This window comes from Hydrogenoanaerobacterium sp., from assembly GCF_032017025.1.
Lineage (GTDB): Bacteria > Bacillota > Clostridia > Oscillospirales > Ruminococcaceae > Hydrogenoanaerobacterium.
The window spans coordinates 1-15,036 of sequence record NZ_DALZQO010000004.1 but is presented as its reverse complement, the minus strand read 5'-3'; the positions used below and the strand labels follow the sequence as shown (position 1 = coordinate 15,036).

The 15,036-nt window shown below is 44.4% G+C and carries 12 protein-coding genes; 6 read left to right on the top strand and 6 right to left on the bottom strand.

Going from position 1 to position 15,036, the window contains the following annotated elements; genetic code table 11:
• Genes aroC through aroF form a run of 5 tightly spaced genes read right to left on the bottom strand, consistent with a single transcriptional unit; the run spans position 1 to position 5,301 of the window.
• A complete protein-coding gene (gene aroC / locus RTV33_RS03920; RefSeq protein ID WP_312641767.1) occupies positions 1-1,074 on the bottom strand; it encodes a chorismate synthase in 1,074 nt (357 codons plus the stop codon).
• The gene (gene aroA, locus RTV33_RS03915) at positions 1,058-2,335 is read right to left on the bottom strand and encodes a 3-phosphoshikimate 1-carboxyvinyltransferase (RefSeq protein ID WP_312641765.1); all 1,278 of its coding nucleotides are present in this window, start codon (positions 2,333-2,335) and stop codon (positions 1,058-1,060) included. The genes aroC and aroA overlap by 17 nt, the downstream gene beginning before the upstream one ends.
• The gene (aroB, locus tag RTV33_RS03910) at positions 2,332-3,390 is read right to left on the bottom strand and encodes a 3-dehydroquinate synthase (protein ID WP_312641763.1); all 1,059 of its coding nucleotides are present in this window, start codon (positions 3,388-3,390) and stop codon (positions 2,332-2,334) included. Before aroB ends, aroA begins: the two co-directional genes overlap by 4 nt.
• Before the next feature lie 5 nt (positions 3,391-3,395).
• Entirely contained in the window at positions 3,396-4,241 is an 846-nt protein-coding gene (locus tag RTV33_RS03905) for a prephenate dehydrogenase (protein ID WP_312641761.1), read from the bottom strand.
• A 49-nt stretch (positions 4,242-4,290) separates the two neighbouring features.
• Positions 4,291-5,301, bottom strand: coding sequence for a 3-deoxy-7-phosphoheptulonate synthase (gene aroF / locus RTV33_RS03900; protein ID WP_312641759.1), 1,011 nt, complete (start codon positions 5,299-5,301; stop codon positions 4,291-4,293).
• A 515-nt stretch (positions 5,302-5,816) separates the two neighbouring features.
• Between aroF and RTV33_RS03895 the strand changes: the two genes are divergently transcribed.
• The 3 genes from RTV33_RS03895 to RTV33_RS03885 are packed head-to-tail and all read left to right on the top strand — an operon-like array spanning position 5,817 to position 10,309.
• Entirely contained in the window at positions 5,817-7,724 is a 1,908-nt protein-coding gene (locus tag RTV33_RS03895; RefSeq protein ID WP_312641757.1) for an ABC-F family ATP-binding cassette domain-containing protein, read from the top strand.
• A gap of 60 nt (positions 7,725-7,784) precedes the next feature.
• On the top strand, positions 7,785-8,993 hold the full coding sequence (locus RTV33_RS03890) for an AI-2E family transporter (protein ID WP_312641755.1): 1,209 nt from the start codon (positions 7,785-7,787) through the stop codon (positions 8,991-8,993).
• A 47-nt stretch (positions 8,994-9,040) separates the two neighbouring features.
• Entirely contained in the window at positions 9,041-10,309 is a 1,269-nt protein-coding gene (locus RTV33_RS03885) for a PLP-dependent transferase (RefSeq protein WP_312641753.1), read from the top strand.
• Between the two features lie 84 nt (positions 10,310-10,393).
• Here RTV33_RS03885 and RTV33_RS03880 read toward each other — a convergent pair whose 3' ends face one another.
• The gene (locus RTV33_RS03880) at positions 10,394-11,233 is read right to left on the bottom strand and encodes an endonuclease/exonuclease/phosphatase family protein (RefSeq protein ID WP_312641751.1); all 840 of its coding nucleotides are present in this window, start codon (positions 11,231-11,233) and stop codon (positions 10,394-10,396) included.
• Positions 11,234-11,492: 259 nt separating this feature from the next.
• Between RTV33_RS03880 and RTV33_RS03875 the strand changes: the two genes are divergently transcribed.
• The 3 genes from RTV33_RS03875 to RTV33_RS03865 all read left to right on the top strand — a co-directional run bounded on the left by RTV33_RS03875 (position 11,493) and on the right by RTV33_RS03865 (position 14,939).
• Positions 11,493-13,142: a hypothetical protein gene (locus tag RTV33_RS03875; RefSeq protein ID WP_312641749.1), complete on the top strand. Its 1,650-nt coding sequence runs from the start codon at positions 11,493-11,495 to the stop codon at positions 13,140-13,142.
• Between the two features lie 96 nt (positions 13,143-13,238).
• Positions 13,239-13,637, top strand: coding sequence for a helix-hairpin-helix domain-containing protein (locus RTV33_RS03870; protein WP_312641747.1), 399 nt, complete (start codon positions 13,239-13,241; stop codon positions 13,635-13,637).
• Between the two features lie 12 nt (positions 13,638-13,649).
• The gene (locus RTV33_RS03865; protein ID WP_312641745.1) at positions 13,650-14,939 is read left to right on the top strand and encodes a CAP domain-containing protein; all 1,290 of its coding nucleotides are present in this window, start codon (positions 13,650-13,652) and stop codon (positions 14,937-14,939) included.
• Positions 14,940-15,036 lie beyond the last annotated feature (97 nt).

Sequence of the window (15,036 nt, the reverse complement as noted above, 5' to 3'; positions counted from 1 at the left end):
TTACACCAATAGCGAAAGCAATGCAAATGCGGCTGCGGCCTCAACGCATGGCACCGCACGCGGTACTACGCAGGGGTCGTGCCGCCCTTTCACAACAAGCTCACATTCTTCTTTCGTAACAAAGTTTACCGTTCTTTGTGTTCGAGAAATAGAAGGGGTAGGTTTAAAAGCAACACGCATTGTAATTGGCATTCCCGAGGAAATACCGCCCAAAATGCCGCCGTGGTTGTTTGTCTCGGTACAAATTTCACCATCTCTGATACAGTAGTAGTCGTTGTTCTCCGCACCGGTCATCCGCGTGGCATCAAAGCCGGCACCAAATTCTACACCTTTTACTGCGGGAATACCAAATAGAATTGAGCTGAGTATATTTTCGATACCATCGAACATCGGTGAACCAACACCGGCAGGGAAGCCAACCGCGCAGCATTCTACTACACCGCCAAGTGAATTCAGATGCTTCGCTGCCATCTCAATCTGTTGGATCATCATTTCACCCGACTGGTCATCGATGACGGGAAATTCCTTCCCCTGAATCTTCAGCAGTTCTTGCGCTGTAACCGTTGCTGCATCAAAAGCCCGATCCTTCACGTTCTGCACCGACAAAATGTGTGCACCCACCTCAATGCCACGGTGCCGCAGCAATTGTTTTGCAATGCCACCCGCAATTACAAGCGGCGCAGTAAGCCTGCCTGAAAAATGCCCGCTGCCGCGCACATCGTTAGCACCGCTGTAGCGTAGAAACGCCGTGTAATCAGCATGCCCGGGACGTGCCGTTGTTTTGAGGTTGTCGTAATCCTGCGAGTGGGTGTCGCTGTTTTGAATTACGGCGCAAAGGGGGGCACCGGTCGTTTTTCCGTTCAGCATGCCCGAAAGAATTTGCGGGATGTCGGCTTCTTTCCGTTTGGTGGAGGTTGAGGATTTACCCGGTGCACGGCGCGCGCAAAATGCTTTCAGCTCTTCCATATCAATGGGCTCGCCCGCTGATAGACCATCAATCACAACACCGATCGCCGCCCCATGGGATTCCCCAAAAATGCTCAGTTTTAAATTATTTCTACCCCATACGGACATCGGCACAGCCTCCCAAACGATTGTAATCTTCAAAAAATTGAGGGTAAGACTTATTTACAGCTTCAGCGCCATCAATCAGTACTTCTCCGTCACAAAACAGAGCTGCTACTGCCATGCTCATGGCAATGCGATGGTCGTTGTAGGCAGATACCACGCCGCCGTGCAAGCGCTTTCCGCCGTTTACGGTAATGCTGTCATCATCACAGCAAATATCTGCGCCTAAAGCTTGTAAATTCTGCGTCATTGCGGTAAGGCGGTCGCTCTCTTTTATTTTGAGACGGTGGGCATGATAGATATGTGTTCTCCCTTGGGCAAAAGTGCCAATCACTGCCAAAATCGGCACCAAATCAGGAATCTGTGCCGCGTCAATCTCAATACCATGCAATGTACTACGTGCAATTCGAATCGAATCATCTGCCATATGTGTTACATTTCCGCCAAACTGAGCAATTAACTTTATAATTTCACGGTCACCCTGCTTGGAATTTTTGCACAACCCGTTTAAAACAACACCCTGTTCGCTCAATAACCCGGCTGCCGCAAAAAATGCCGCGTTGGAGTAATCGCCCTCAACCTTATAGCTGCAGGGGATATAGCTTTGGTTTCCCTTAACTCGGTAGCCTAATTCTGTTTCAGCTATCTCAATGCCAAAGCAAGCCAACGTTGCAATTGTCATATCTACATAGGGCTTCGATTCCAGGGGAGAAGTTAATATTAGTTCGCTGTCCCCCTGCAGCAGTGGGAGGGCAAACAGTAGCCCTGTTAAAAACTGCGAGCTGATATTTCCGGCAAGCTCAAATCTGCCGGGCTTAAGCTTTCCGGTAATTTTGAGCGGCAGCTCGTCAGATTCCAACTTGTCAAGTACAACTCCTTTACAGGATAACTGTTCATGGTATAGGCTGAGCGGACGCTGCGGAAGTTTGCCTGCGCCGGTAAAAATAGCCTCAATGCCGTAGGCGGCGACAATTGGAATCAAAAAACGTAGTGTAGAACCCGATTCATTGCAGAATATGCGAATATGATCCATCGGCTTATCCAAAATTCCAGATACAACGGCATTTTCCTCTTGTAACTGTATATCGGCATCCAGCGCCCTCAGTGCAGAAATTGTCGCCCTGATGTCCTCCGACGGTGCAAGCGGTGAGACAAAACTAAATCCATTTGCAAGCGCGGCGCAAATCAATGCACGATGAGAATCACTCTTAGAAGGAGGGGCGAAATAATCCCCACTCAGTATAGATGATTTTACTGTTGCTATCATTTGCATCCCTCACAAATAAAATTTCTAAAATCGTCAATCTGCATTTTGCAAATATGCGCATCACCGATTTGGTTTAGCAAAATAACATTGATATGCATATTATCACGTTTTTTATCGTTCAAGCAGATTTCAACCAGTTGGTTTAGGTCAAAGTCCACCGTGGTTGGCAGTCCAAATCGGTTACAGGCCCGCTCAAGGGCTTCGGTTGCTCCCACAGGTGTAATCCCTGCTTTTGTGGAGGCCTTTGTAATCATCACCATGCCCACGGCCACCGCCTTGCCGTGCGGTATGCTGTAATTGCTGTGGTTTTCAATTGCGTGTGCCAGCGTATGGCCAAAATTTAGCAACATGCGCTCTCCGGTATCGAATTCATCCATTTGTACAATATCGCGTTTGATGCAGATACAGCGGTGGATGATTTCTTCAAGATGTTCTGCATAGTCGGAAGATGCAATCATCTCGAACAGCTCTTTGTCACGAATTGCACCGTATTTGATTACCTCGGCGGCGCCGTCAGCGAAAATATCGCTGCCCAGGGTTGATAACAAAGAAATGTCACACAATACAAGGCTGGGCTGCCAAAAGGTACCGACAAGGTTCTTGCCGCTGCTTAAATCTACCGCGGTTTTTCCGCCTACAGAAGAATCTACCTGTGCCAGCAGCGTTGTGGGAATTTGCACATAACGAAGCCCGCGTAAAAAAGTAGATGCCGCAAATCCAGTTACGTCGCCTACAACCCCGCCGCCCAATGCAATTACAAGGTCGCTGCGGGTAATGTTATGCTTTGCCAAAAAGTCATAGATTTTTCCGGCAGTTTCTAATGTTTTTGAATGCTCCCCATTTTCAAAGACATACGAGCAAATAGAATCAAATCCGTTTTTTCGCAGAGAGTTTTCCAGACGCTGTAAGTAGAGCTCCGCAACAATATCGTCTGTTACAATCGCAATACGCGGCGACGAGGTGAGCCCGCGAATATGCTCACCGGCATGGTCCAAAAGGTCATCACCAATTAAAATAGTATAACTTTCTTTTAGCTGTACTTTTACTTGATTCATCGTTATCACCTGTCTTTTATACTTAAGCTTTCCTTAATTATTCTGCCCTTCTTAAGCAGAGAACGAAGTTTGTCGGCATCCGACTGCCGCAGTGCCTCTTTTATCTCACACAAATTTTCTGTCATTGTGGTAATCTCAGCAATAAGATTTTCACGGTTATCTAAAAACAGCTCTGTCCACATTTGTTCATTAAGCTTTGCCACACGCGACATATCCTCGAAGCTGCCGCCCGTAAACCCAAGCTGATATTGACAGTTGGGGCTTTTTACATACGAGCTTGCAATGACATGAGGGAGCTGTGAGGTATATGCAATCATTTTATCATGGAACTCGGGGGTTGTGTCAATTACCCGCTCAAAACCAAGTGAAAGAACAAATTGCGACACTGTATTTAGAACAGCTTTATCCGTATCAGAAAACGGGGTAAGAATCATGCTTGCATTGCGGAACAGGTCCTTATCTGAAACTGCAAAGCCGCTAAATTCACGCCCGGCCATAGGGTGCCCGCCGATAAAGGTGAGTTCATGCCCTGCAATAACCTCGCGAATGCCGCGGCAAACCACACTTTTTACTCCGCATACATCCAGAATCACACAGCCGGGTCGAAAATCATCGAGATGTTCTTTTACGTAAGACACTGTGGCGGCAGGGTAAAGGGCAGAAATCACAAGATCACACCCTGCGAGGCTTTGCTTCGTAAGCTTTGCATCAATGGCACCATATTCTGTTGCAGAATATACCACAGCTTCATCAATATCGTAACCAAAAACGTCGTAGTCTGTGTATGCCTTAATGGCTTTGCACAGCGATCCTCCGATCAGCCCTAAACCAACCACTCCAATGTTCTTCATCATCATACCCCTTAAATATAACTGAATTATGTTCTCGATTGAAACCCTCTCAGAATGTCTTACCTTCAAATTCTACCATTCTCTTTATCGACATCATAACGTGATCGAACTGAGCGGGGGTCAGCGACTGTGCACCGTCAGATAACGCATGCTTGGGGTCGTTGTGCACTTCAATAATTAGACCATCTGCACCGGCAGCAATGGCTGCTTTTGAAAGCGGCTCCACCAAGCTGGTGATACCTGCTGCATGACTTGGGTCTACTACAACAGGCAAATGAGAGAGCTCTTTGAGCAAGGGAATAGCCGAGATATCAAGAGTGTTGCGGGTGGCGGTTTCAAAGGTTCGAATGCCGCGCTCACAGAGGATGATATTTTCGTTGCCGCCTGCCATAATGTATTCCGCACTCATCAGAAATTCTTCAATGGTGTTGGCAAGGCCTCGCTTTAACAAAATTGGCTTGTTGAGGGTGCCAAGCGCTTTAAGCAGCTCGAAGTTTTGCATGTTGCGTGCACCCACCTGAATAATGTCAACATCCTTGAATAATTCGATGTGAGCAGCGCTCATAATCTCGGTTACAATCGGCATACCGGTTTCTTTTTTTGCATCCAGCAAAAACTCAATACCCTCTGCACGCAAGCCCTGAAACGCGTAAGGGGAGGTTCTGGGTTTGAATGCGCCGCCGCGAAGCAGCCCTGCGCCCGACGCCTGCACATCACTTGCAACACTTTTGATTTGATCCCTAGTCTCTACCGAGCAAGGCCCTGCAATCACCTGAAAATTGCCACCGCCAATTTTTCTTCCGCATACCTCAACAACGGTGTCGTTAGGATGAAACTTGCGGTTTGCAGCCTTAAACGGCTCGGAAATACGTCTGACATTTGCAACGATATCATTCGCTTTAATCACATCTTCATCCATAACCGAGGTATCTCCGATGAGACCGAGAATGGTAGTGCTTTCGCCCTCTACAATATGCACGTCTACGCCCTGCGATTTAATCCACTGTATTAAACTAAGAATATCTTCTTTTTTTGCTTTTTGCTTTAAAATTACTACCATGACAAAACAACCCTTTCAAATCATATTTCAAGTGTAGCCTTTTGCTAAAAGCGGGGGAAGTCTGCAGTAAATCCCCCGCAGCGTACAAAAAAGTCGGTACCTTTGTCACCAAAAGTACCGACTTATCAGTCGCAAGTATTCACAATTCTACGGAAAGAATCATTCAACTCATTTTTGGCAACGCATTTTTTGAACAGCAAAAGTAACCTGCGCTAAAGTAAAAGCCCAGGCTAATAAAGTAAAAGTATTTATTTACATTGTTCAAAATGTTCGCCATGGTGAATGTTTCTCCTTTCCTTCAAAGTACTTGTTTCAATCATAAACCCAGAAAATTCATTTGTCAACATCTTTTTACGAATTAAATCGCTAAACTAAGTCATATCCTATCTAAATAAGCAAAAATAATGCAAATTTTTATCCCTAATCGGTGAAAACAGGGTGGAAACAGTTGCTCAATTATCTACCCTATGTTAAAATGATATCTGTAAAAATATGCAACTTTAGGAGATTACTCAATGATTTTGTCCGCCAATGGAATCAGCAAAAGCTATGGTTCCAACCTTGTTTTAAAAGAAACCGACCTTAAAATAGAAGATAATGACCGTATCGGCTTGGTAGGCGTAAACGGAGCGGGAAAATCAACCCTGCTGAACTTACTGACACAACGTGAACTGCCCGATACCGGTGATGTATTTATCTCCAATGCTGCCACGATTGGTTTTTTGCGCCAGAACAGCGGCCTCAATACTGCAAACACCATTTGGGCTGAGATGCAGTCGGTGTTTGCACCGCTGCTCGCAGTACAGGATGAATTGCGTTATCTGGAAAAACAGCTTGCAAAGACCGAGGCTGCCACCGCAGAATTTGACGCACTCACCAAGCAGTATGCTACCCAATCGGAGTGGTTCGAAAAACAGGATGGATACCTGATTGATGTTAAAATCAAGACGATTTTAAATGGTATGGGCTTTGCCGATAAACCCTACGAAACCATGATTAATACGCTCTCGGGCGGTGAAAAAACGCGCCTTGCCATGGCGAAGCTGCTGCTCGAAGCGCCGCAGCTTTTAATACTGGACGAGCCGACAAACCACCTCGATTTTAGAACACTGATGTGGTTGGAAGAATACCTTGGCAGCTACAAAGGTGCTCTGCTTGTTGTTTCGCATGACCGTTATTTTTTGGATAAGCTGATTACTACAGTGTGGGAGGTTGAACGTCATCAGCTTTCGCGCTATAAAGGCAATTATACAAAATATGTTTCGCTTAAAGCCGAGGCACGTGTGCGGCAGCAAAAAGAATATGAGATTCAGCAACAGCAGATTGCCTCAATGAAGGATTATGTTGCGCGAAACATTGCAAGGGCATCCACCTCAAAAAGTGCGAAAAGCCGTATTGCTGCCCTAGAGAGAATGGATGTGGTAGACCGCCCCGGTGGTGACTTAAAGGCGGCTCACCTCTCGTTCGAATACGACCGTGAGCCGGTAAAAGATGTGTTGGATGTGACAGGGCTTTCGCTTGAGGTAGGCGAAGGCAGTACACGCAAAACATTGTGTAAAGGAATAGACCTTCACATATTTCGCGGTGAAAAAATTGCACTTATCGGCGCGAATGGTATTGGCAAATCTACCTTTTTAAAGGTAATTCAAGATCTCATTCCTTATCATACAGGTTATGTGGAGTGGGGTAAAAATGTCACCGTCGGTTATTACGAACAAGAAAATAAAAGCCTCCACGCCGAAAAGACTGTGCTTGATGAGCTTTGGGACCGATACCCCCGTATGCCGGAGCATAGCGTACGCAGTGCGCTGGGCTCTGTGCTGATTACCGGTGAAGAGGTTTATAAGCAGGTTTCGGTATTAAGCGGCGGTGAACGGGCGAAGCTAAGTTTTGCAATCCTAATGCAAGGGCGTGCCAATACACTAATTCTTGATGAGCCCACCAACCACCTCGATCTGGTTTCGAAGGAGATTTTGGAGCAGGCACTGATGGAATTCTCCGGTACTTTGATTATGGTGTCGCATGATCGTTATATGCTCAACAAAATTCCCGACAAAATTGTCGAATTTACGGGAGATTCCATTAAAGCCTACATTGGTAAATTTGACGATTACCTCACGCAGACCGACCGCGAAAAGCAACAGGCAGCTGCAGATGTTGCGATACCTCAGGCCAAACCGTCCGCAGGCGGTTACCGCAGCAGGGAACAAAAAAATCTCGAAAATCAGCGCAGGCAGCGTGCGAGGGAACTCGAAGTTTTAATTGGCGAAGCGGAAGAATATATCAAGGTACTGGAGCAAGAGATTTCTACCGAAGAGGTATTCAGCGATTATCAGCTGATGACCGAAAAATGCTCTGAGCTGGAATTAAAAAAAGAACAGCTCGCCGAGCTTTCAGACGAGTGGCTGGAATTAATAGAATAGAACTGGTATTCTATCTTAATTTGTTTTATAATAAATCAATAGTATTTCGGAGGTGAAGCAGTGAAGTTTGAATGGAACAAGAAATATACCACCGTCGCCATCTATTCTTTTTTAGTAATTGTAGCAAGCATTCTATTTTTTACCATCCTTCAAAATTTTAGCGGATTCAGTAATTATGCTTCAAAAATTCTTACATTGCTGACACCGTTTATTTACGGGTTTGTCATTGCGTATATTTTAAACCCTATCCTGCGTATGTTTGATAGAAAACTGTTACCATGGATGACCAAAGATCGAATTAAGCCAAAGCATCGGCGAATGCTGTCAATTCTGCTCACATATGTCGTTGCAATTCTTTTTTTAATCGTATTTTTTTCCTTCGTTATTCCCGAGATTGTAACCAGCCTTACCGGCATCGTGACAAAATTTCCGGATTATTTAAAAACAGCAGAACAGTGGATTGCCGAAATATTTACAGCGGTTGAGGCATGGGGTATTAACGATATCAACATTCAAAAGATTTTGCAAACGGTGTTGCTAAGCTTTGATGAGTGGTTGGAAAAAGGCTACCAAATCATTAAAGAGTCTTTACCCATGCTGCTTAACACTACAAAGCAGCTTGCAGATGGCATTATGAATATCATTCTCGGCATCATTATTTCCGTCTACCTGCTTATGAGTAAAGAAAAGTTTTTTGCCCAGTTCAAAAAGGCTCTTTACGCGTTACTGCCTGCAAAGTCGGTAGAGCGTTCGGTTTATATTGCACACAAGAGCCACGTAACGTTTAGTGGCTTTATCAATGGTAAGCTGCTCGATTCATTGATCATCGGCATTCTTTGTTTTATTGGAATGACACTGCTGAAAATGCCAAACGTTATGCTGATTAGTGTGATTGTAGGCGTTACGAATGTCATCCCGTATTTTGGTCCTTTTATTGGCGCCATTCCGGGTGCATTGATTATTCTGCTAACAGACCCCGCTAAAACAATATGGTTTTTGATCTTTATTTTGGCACTTCAGCAGTTTGACGGCAATATACTCGGCCCCAAAATTCTGGGTGAGACTACCGGTATTTCTGCATTCTGGGTCATCTTTGCCATCGTGGTGTTCAGTGGGCTTTTAGGCGTTTTGGGCATGTTCATCGGTGTACCGTTATTTGCGGTCATCTATACGCTCATTCGTGAATACATCGATGCCCGCTTAGAGAAAAAAGGGTTATCGGTTAAGACTGCTGAGTACGCGTCGGATAAGCACAAGATAGAATTTTGATGCCCTGCAACTTTTAAATCCATACCAATAAACGGAGGTATACTAATATGAAAATCGAAACAAAATGCCTGCATGCCGGCTATGAGCCTGCAAATGGAGAAACCAGAGTGCTGCCAATTTACCAAAGCACTACCTACAAATACGATTCCACCGATCATGTGGGAAAACTGTTTGACCTAAGTGTTGACGGGCATATGTATTCACGTATCTCAAACCCCACTGTTGATGCTGTTGAGAAAAAAATTGCGGCTTTAGAGGGCGGTGTTGGTGCGCTTTGCACCACTTCAGGTCAGGCAGCCAGCCTGATTTCTATGCTCAACATTCTCAGTGCGGGTGATCATTTTATCAGTGCCTCCACCATCTACGGAGGCACCGTTAATCTATTTGCCGTCACCTTAAAGCGTTTGGGTATTGAGTGCACCTTTGTCGATGCAAGTGCAAGCGAAGACGAGCTTCAAAAAGCATTTCGGCCGAACACCAAGGCTGTATTCGGTGAAACCATTGCAAACCCCGCTATTGCTGTGCTCGATATTGAAAAGCTTGCGCGCGTCGCCCACAAAAATGATGTTCCGTTTATTATTGACAACACCTTTGCCACACCTGTGCTTTGCCGACCCATTGAGTTTGGGGCGGATATCGTAATTCACTCCACAACCAAATATATGGACGGCCATGCAATTCAGGTTGGCGGCGTTATTGTAGATAGCGGTAAATTTAACTGGAACAACGGAAAATTCCCCTGCCTGTGCGAGCGGGATGAATCGTACCATGGAATTGTATATACCGAGCATTTTGGTGCTGCTGCTTACATAGCTAAGGCAAGGGTACAGTTGATGAGAGACTTTGGCGCATACCCCTCAGCACAGGACGCATTCCTGCTGAACCTTGGTTTGGAGACACTGCCGCTCCGCATAGAACGTCACTGCAAAAACGCAGATACGGTTGCACATTTCCTTGCACAATCTGACAAAATTGAGTTTGTTAATTATCCCACACTGGTTGGGAATGGATATAAGGAACTGGCAGAAAAATATTTGCCCAATGGTGCAAGCGGTGTTATCTCATTCTCGGTTAAGGGCGGACGTGATAATGCGGTCAAATTTATGGACGCACTGCAGCTCGCTTCTATCGTAGTGCATGTTGCCGATATTCGCACCTGTGTGCTGCACCCTGCCAGCTCTACTCACCGCCAACTCACAGATGAGCAGTTGGTTGGTGCCGGTATTACCCCGGGGCTAATCCGCCTTTCTGTAGGCCTGGAAAACATAGACGATATACTGAGTGATATCAAGCTGGGGCTTGACGCAATAGAATAATGAAATAGAAAAGACATCTTCCAGAGCATGGAGGATGTCTTTTTTCGTGCAATAAAAGCGCCAAGGCTATAAGATGGCCAATGCCTAAAGCGTATCGGTACTCAGTTTTAAGGTTGCAACAATCGGGAAGTGATCGGAAGGGAAGCGCCCGTTCTCATTCGAACGATCGACATAAACATCCAATATCTCAAATTCATCCGATACAAAAATATAGTCGATTGGTGTACGGCCAGTCAGCCATGCAAGCAACCCCTTTTGCTTAAAGCCATGATGCGTATTTTTAATGCTGTTGGGCTGGCAAAAGGAATACACATCGGTAAGGTGCACATTATCATATGGGTGATGGTTTTCACGTAGAATACGAATCGGCCTACTTTTAGGGTGTGCATTCATATCGCCCATTAAAATAGTAGGCATTGGCTTTTTCTCATTTAATTCGCTCATGGTGCGTAAAATAATGTTAACCCCAAGCACCCGCGCCATGCCGCAGATATGATCAAAGTGCGTGTTAAATACGCGAATGTTTCGGTTAAGTGATTTCACATACACTTCGGCAACCGTGCAAATACGAGGAAAGAATGAATAGTACGCACGGCTAACATCATCTTCCGTTTTATTTGACAGCCAAAATGTTTTGTAGAAATCCACATCTGCATCATCATTTTTAATGATAATATCCGAATGCTCATCACTGCCGGGTTTTGCACCCTTATATCGTCCCCAGCCAAGCACCGTATAATTCGATAGTAGATTCTGCACGTCTGTACGCATTTTAGGCAAAAGCTCTTGCACCCCAATAATGGTAGCTCCAGATTCTTTAATCAGCTTCATTGCGTATTCTTTTCGGAAATCCCAGCGGTTTAATTTATCTCGCTTAAAATCTGCACGCAGATTAAAAGATATTATTTTAATGCAATCGGTCAAGGGATGTCACCTCGTTATAATTTCATACAGATGTATCGTAACACAGCACCCGGAACAAGTAAATACACATACTGCTTAATTAAGAAAATATTAAGGAATCAGGTAGAAAAATGCAACTTATTAAAACGAAAATCAGTTAAAACTTTATTATTTTTTAGACGTTTTTTATAAACATATCGTAAATATTTATTAGGAAGCATAGTAAGCCGACTGGTTTTATGCTAGAATTAATTCATAGTTTATTAAAGGTGGAATTTAATTGAAAAAAGTCAAAGCGGTCATATTCTCTATTATGACACTGTTCGTGCTCGGTTATATCTTTTTTGAAGCGCCGACACTCAACCCGCTGTATGCCGAAGGTGCAATATTTTATTGTGCGGTAATCACTGCATATATTTTAGTGTGGGCATTGCTAAGATTTGGCACCTTTACTCTGGAGAATTTAACCAATTCAAACCGTGCATTTAATTATGTACCAAACCAGAAGTTCCCCCGCTGGGTAAAAATTTTACTTGCCGCACCATGGGTATTTTTTGCTGTTATGGTGGTCGCGTCATCGGTTATTATTAACTGGGCAGCGTATCGTGATCAGTTGGGCCAAGCGGAGATCACCGAGTTCAGCAGTGATGTACAGGCGGTTGACGTAAATCAAATACCAATTGTAGACCAGCAACTCGCATATAACCTTGCAGATAAAAAGCTGGGTGAGCGCCAGTCTTTGGGCAGTCAGGTAGTTTTGGGGGAACCCACAATTCAAAAAGTCAACGGAAAGCTGATCTGGGCGGTTCCGCTGCACCACTCCGGTGTGTTTAAATGGCTGACCAATCTGAAGGGCACCCCCGGTTACATTGTTGTTTCTGCAACCAATGTAAAAGATGTAGATTACGTTGATGGAAAATATGTGAAATATCAGACGAATTCTTATCTGCTTCATGATGTAAAACGGAAAGTACGTCTCAGTGGTGCTTTATTTGAAGGCATTGCGGATTATTCATTTGAGCTTGATGACAACGGACAGCCTTATTGGGTAGTATCCACTTATAAAAACAAACGGGGTTTTAGTTTGCCCGAAGCAACCGGTGTTATTACGCTGAATGCAAGCACCGGCGAAACCGTGCGCTACAGCATGGATAATATCCCAGAATGGATTGATAGGGTTCAGCCGGAAGATTTTATTATAAACCAGATTGATAATCAAGGTAAATATGTCCATGGAATATTCAATTTTTCAGATAAAGACAAGTTCAAGTCCTCAGCAGGACATATTATTGTTTACAACAACGACCGTTGCTATCTATTTACCGGCTTGACCAGCGTCGGGCAGGATTCGAGCACCATCGGTTATATCATGGTTGATATGAAGGATAAATCCACCCGCCGCTATGTGATGAACGGTGCGACTGAATCTGCTGCTATGGGCAGTGCAGAAGGTAAAGTGCAGCATTTGGGCTATAAGGCATCGTTCCCGCTTATTTTGAATATCGGTTCCGAGCCGACTTACTTTATGACCTTGAAAGATAAAGAAGGGCTTATCAAGCAATATGCGATGGTTTCCGTCACCGACTATTCCATTGTGGGTACGGGTGAAACCATCACTGCGTCAATCAAGAATTATCAGCAGAGCATGAAGAACGTTGGTATGACACCGAATATTAACCAAACTCTTGATAAAGCCTCTGTCACGGGTACCGTGCTTCGAATTGCCTCTGAATTTGACGGACAATCCACCATTTACAAGGTAATCTTAGAGGAGTACAAGGATAGGATCTATCTGATAGATGCCGCATTGAGCAATGAGCTTGCCCTGACAACAGCGGGAGACCGGGTCACTATCGATTCCTATAGTAACGAAGAGGTTGGTATTCAGCCTGCTTCGGGCTTTGATAACCAAGCATTCTCGCAACGTTAAAATATTCTAATATACTACAAAAAAAGTGTCACATGGTGTGGCACTTTTTCTTCTATAGTGCTATAATGCTGTTAGTTCGAAAGGGGGCACTGGTAGATGAAGGAAGATTTTTTCTCGGTTAATTTTTTGATTGTACTTGCACTTGTGCTTTCTATCGGGCTGGTAGCTTATAATGCCTTTATGATGCCGGAATACACTCCCGCTGCCGTATCCTACCTACCGGAAGAAATAAGCAGCGCTGCAAATAGCTCAGCATCATCTACGGCAGACGTCGACAGCGCGGTGCAAAAAAATTTGGATGCACAGATTAACCTGAATACCGCTACAGCGGAGGAATTGCAAACTATTTCGGGAATCGGCCCTGCAATGGCGAAAAAACTTTTGCAATACCGCGATAAGGTGGGGGTTATTACTGATCTGAATGAATTAATGAATGTCGACGGTATCGGAGAGGCCACCTATAATAAAATTGCACCACACCTAGTATTGGACTAACGGAGGGGAACTATGAGACAAAGCCGCATACTTTCTTTATTATTGGCGCTATGCTTGCTGCTTTCAGCATGCCAGCGTAACCCACAGTCTTCATCAGAGCCATTATCGTCCTCAGAGCAGGTTGCTCCATCAATTGATCTTTCTGAAGGCATTAAAACGGCAATGCTTGAGGATACTGCCGAAGAATATGTTGACGAGCATAGTAACGTTGCTGTTGAGCAAACAGATAAAACATTGGGAATTAGCTATGTAGAAAGATTTTATCGTAATTACCTTGACAATGTTCCCGATGAATTATACATTGGACGTTATACAGAGCCTGCTGTGACAATCTATCATCTGCAATTTGAAGGCGGAAGCAGTTATAAGCTTACTGTAATAACCGACAATGAAAGAACCCAACATGAGCTTAAAGAAATAAATAAAACCGAGAATGAATATATATTTACCACAGATAAAGAAATTGCCAAAAAGGCTGTAGAAGTCGGCAGGCGAGGTTCAAACGGATTAACAATTAATAACCTCTGCGGGCATACCTGGGAGCATGAAATCGACAGTGAGCTTATAAAATTAGTGGGCAGCGAAAAATTCGAACAATGGAAAGAAAATTCCGCAAGCAGAACACAGTGCAACATTAACATATTTGAGTTTCTCAAGTTTTTCAATATCTCATATGATTCCTTTATGCAATCCCATGGAAGCAGAATAGAGGATAAAGAGCGACTGAATGAGATTATTAAGCAGATATACCCGGAACAATTGAAGCCAGCTCCGACACAAGAGAATACTCCTCCGTCAACGGCCAACAGCAGTGATGGAGATGTTCCAGCAGAAAATTCAACCAAGACAGTGGAAGTTTCCGGTAAAAACTTCTTAGGTGATGTGGAGCAGGGTATCATTGATGAAATCAATGCCGAGCGAGAATCATTGGGGTTGAGTAAACTGAAATATGATAAAAATTTGCGTTCTGCGGCTCGTATTCGAAGCCGCGAGCTTTGTAAGAGCGGGGTTTGGGACCATACCAGACCAAACGGGGACCCATGGCAGACTGTTCTGAGCGAGGATATTCCGGTAAAATATGTATCAGCAGGTGAAAATTTGGCTAACGTAGAGTATAATGACCCTCGTGTCAGCCTGCATACCGATGCTAATTGGTGGTTTGAAGAATGGAAGAGCAGCCCGGCACATTATGAAAATATCTGCCGTGAAGAATTTACCCATATTGGAGCGGGTGTTTACTACGTTGAAGAAGACAATGGCATGACTGTAGCTTACGCAACGACTATTTTTGCAAAGTTTTAATTCTATAAAAAAGCGCATAGACATTTCTATGCGCTTTTTTTATGCTCTGCTTTAGCAGGTGCGTTAGGCGTCTTGCCGCCTAATGCACAAATAGCCG

What these genes read in the sequence shown, in the direction of transcription:
- aroC (WP_312641767.1), bottom strand. Translation starts at nt 1,074, where the DNA reads ATGTCCGTATGGGGTAGAAATAATTTAAAACTGAGCATTTTTGGGGAA.
- aroA (WP_312641765.1), bottom strand. Translation starts at nt 2,335, where the DNA reads ATGATAGCAACAGTAAAATCATCTATACTGAGTGGGGATTATTTCGCC.
- aroB (WP_312641763.1), bottom strand. Translation starts at nt 3,390, where the DNA reads ATGAATCAAGTAAAAGTACAGCTAAAAGAAAGTTATACTATTTTAATT.
- RTV33_RS03905 (WP_312641761.1), bottom strand. Translation starts at nt 4,241, where the DNA reads ATGAAGAACATTGGAGTGGTTGGTTTAGGGCTGATCGGAGGATCGCTG.
- aroF (WP_312641759.1), bottom strand. Translation starts at nt 5,301, where the DNA reads ATGGTAGTAATTTTAAAGCAAAAAGCAAAAAAAGAAGATATTCTTAGT.
- RTV33_RS03895 (WP_312641757.1), top strand. Translation starts at nt 5,817, where the DNA reads ATGATTTTGTCCGCCAATGGAATCAGCAAAAGCTATGGTTCCAACCTT.
- RTV33_RS03885 (WP_312641753.1), top strand. Translation starts at nt 9,041, where the DNA reads ATGAAAATCGAAACAAAATGCCTGCATGCCGGCTATGAGCCTGCAAAT.
- RTV33_RS03870 (WP_312641747.1), top strand. Translation starts at nt 13,239, where the DNA reads ATGAAGGAAGATTTTTTCTCGGTTAATTTTTTGATTGTACTTGCACTT.
- RTV33_RS03865 (WP_312641745.1), top strand. Translation starts at nt 13,650, where the DNA reads ATGAGACAAAGCCGCATACTTTCTTTATTATTGGCGCTATGCTTGCTG.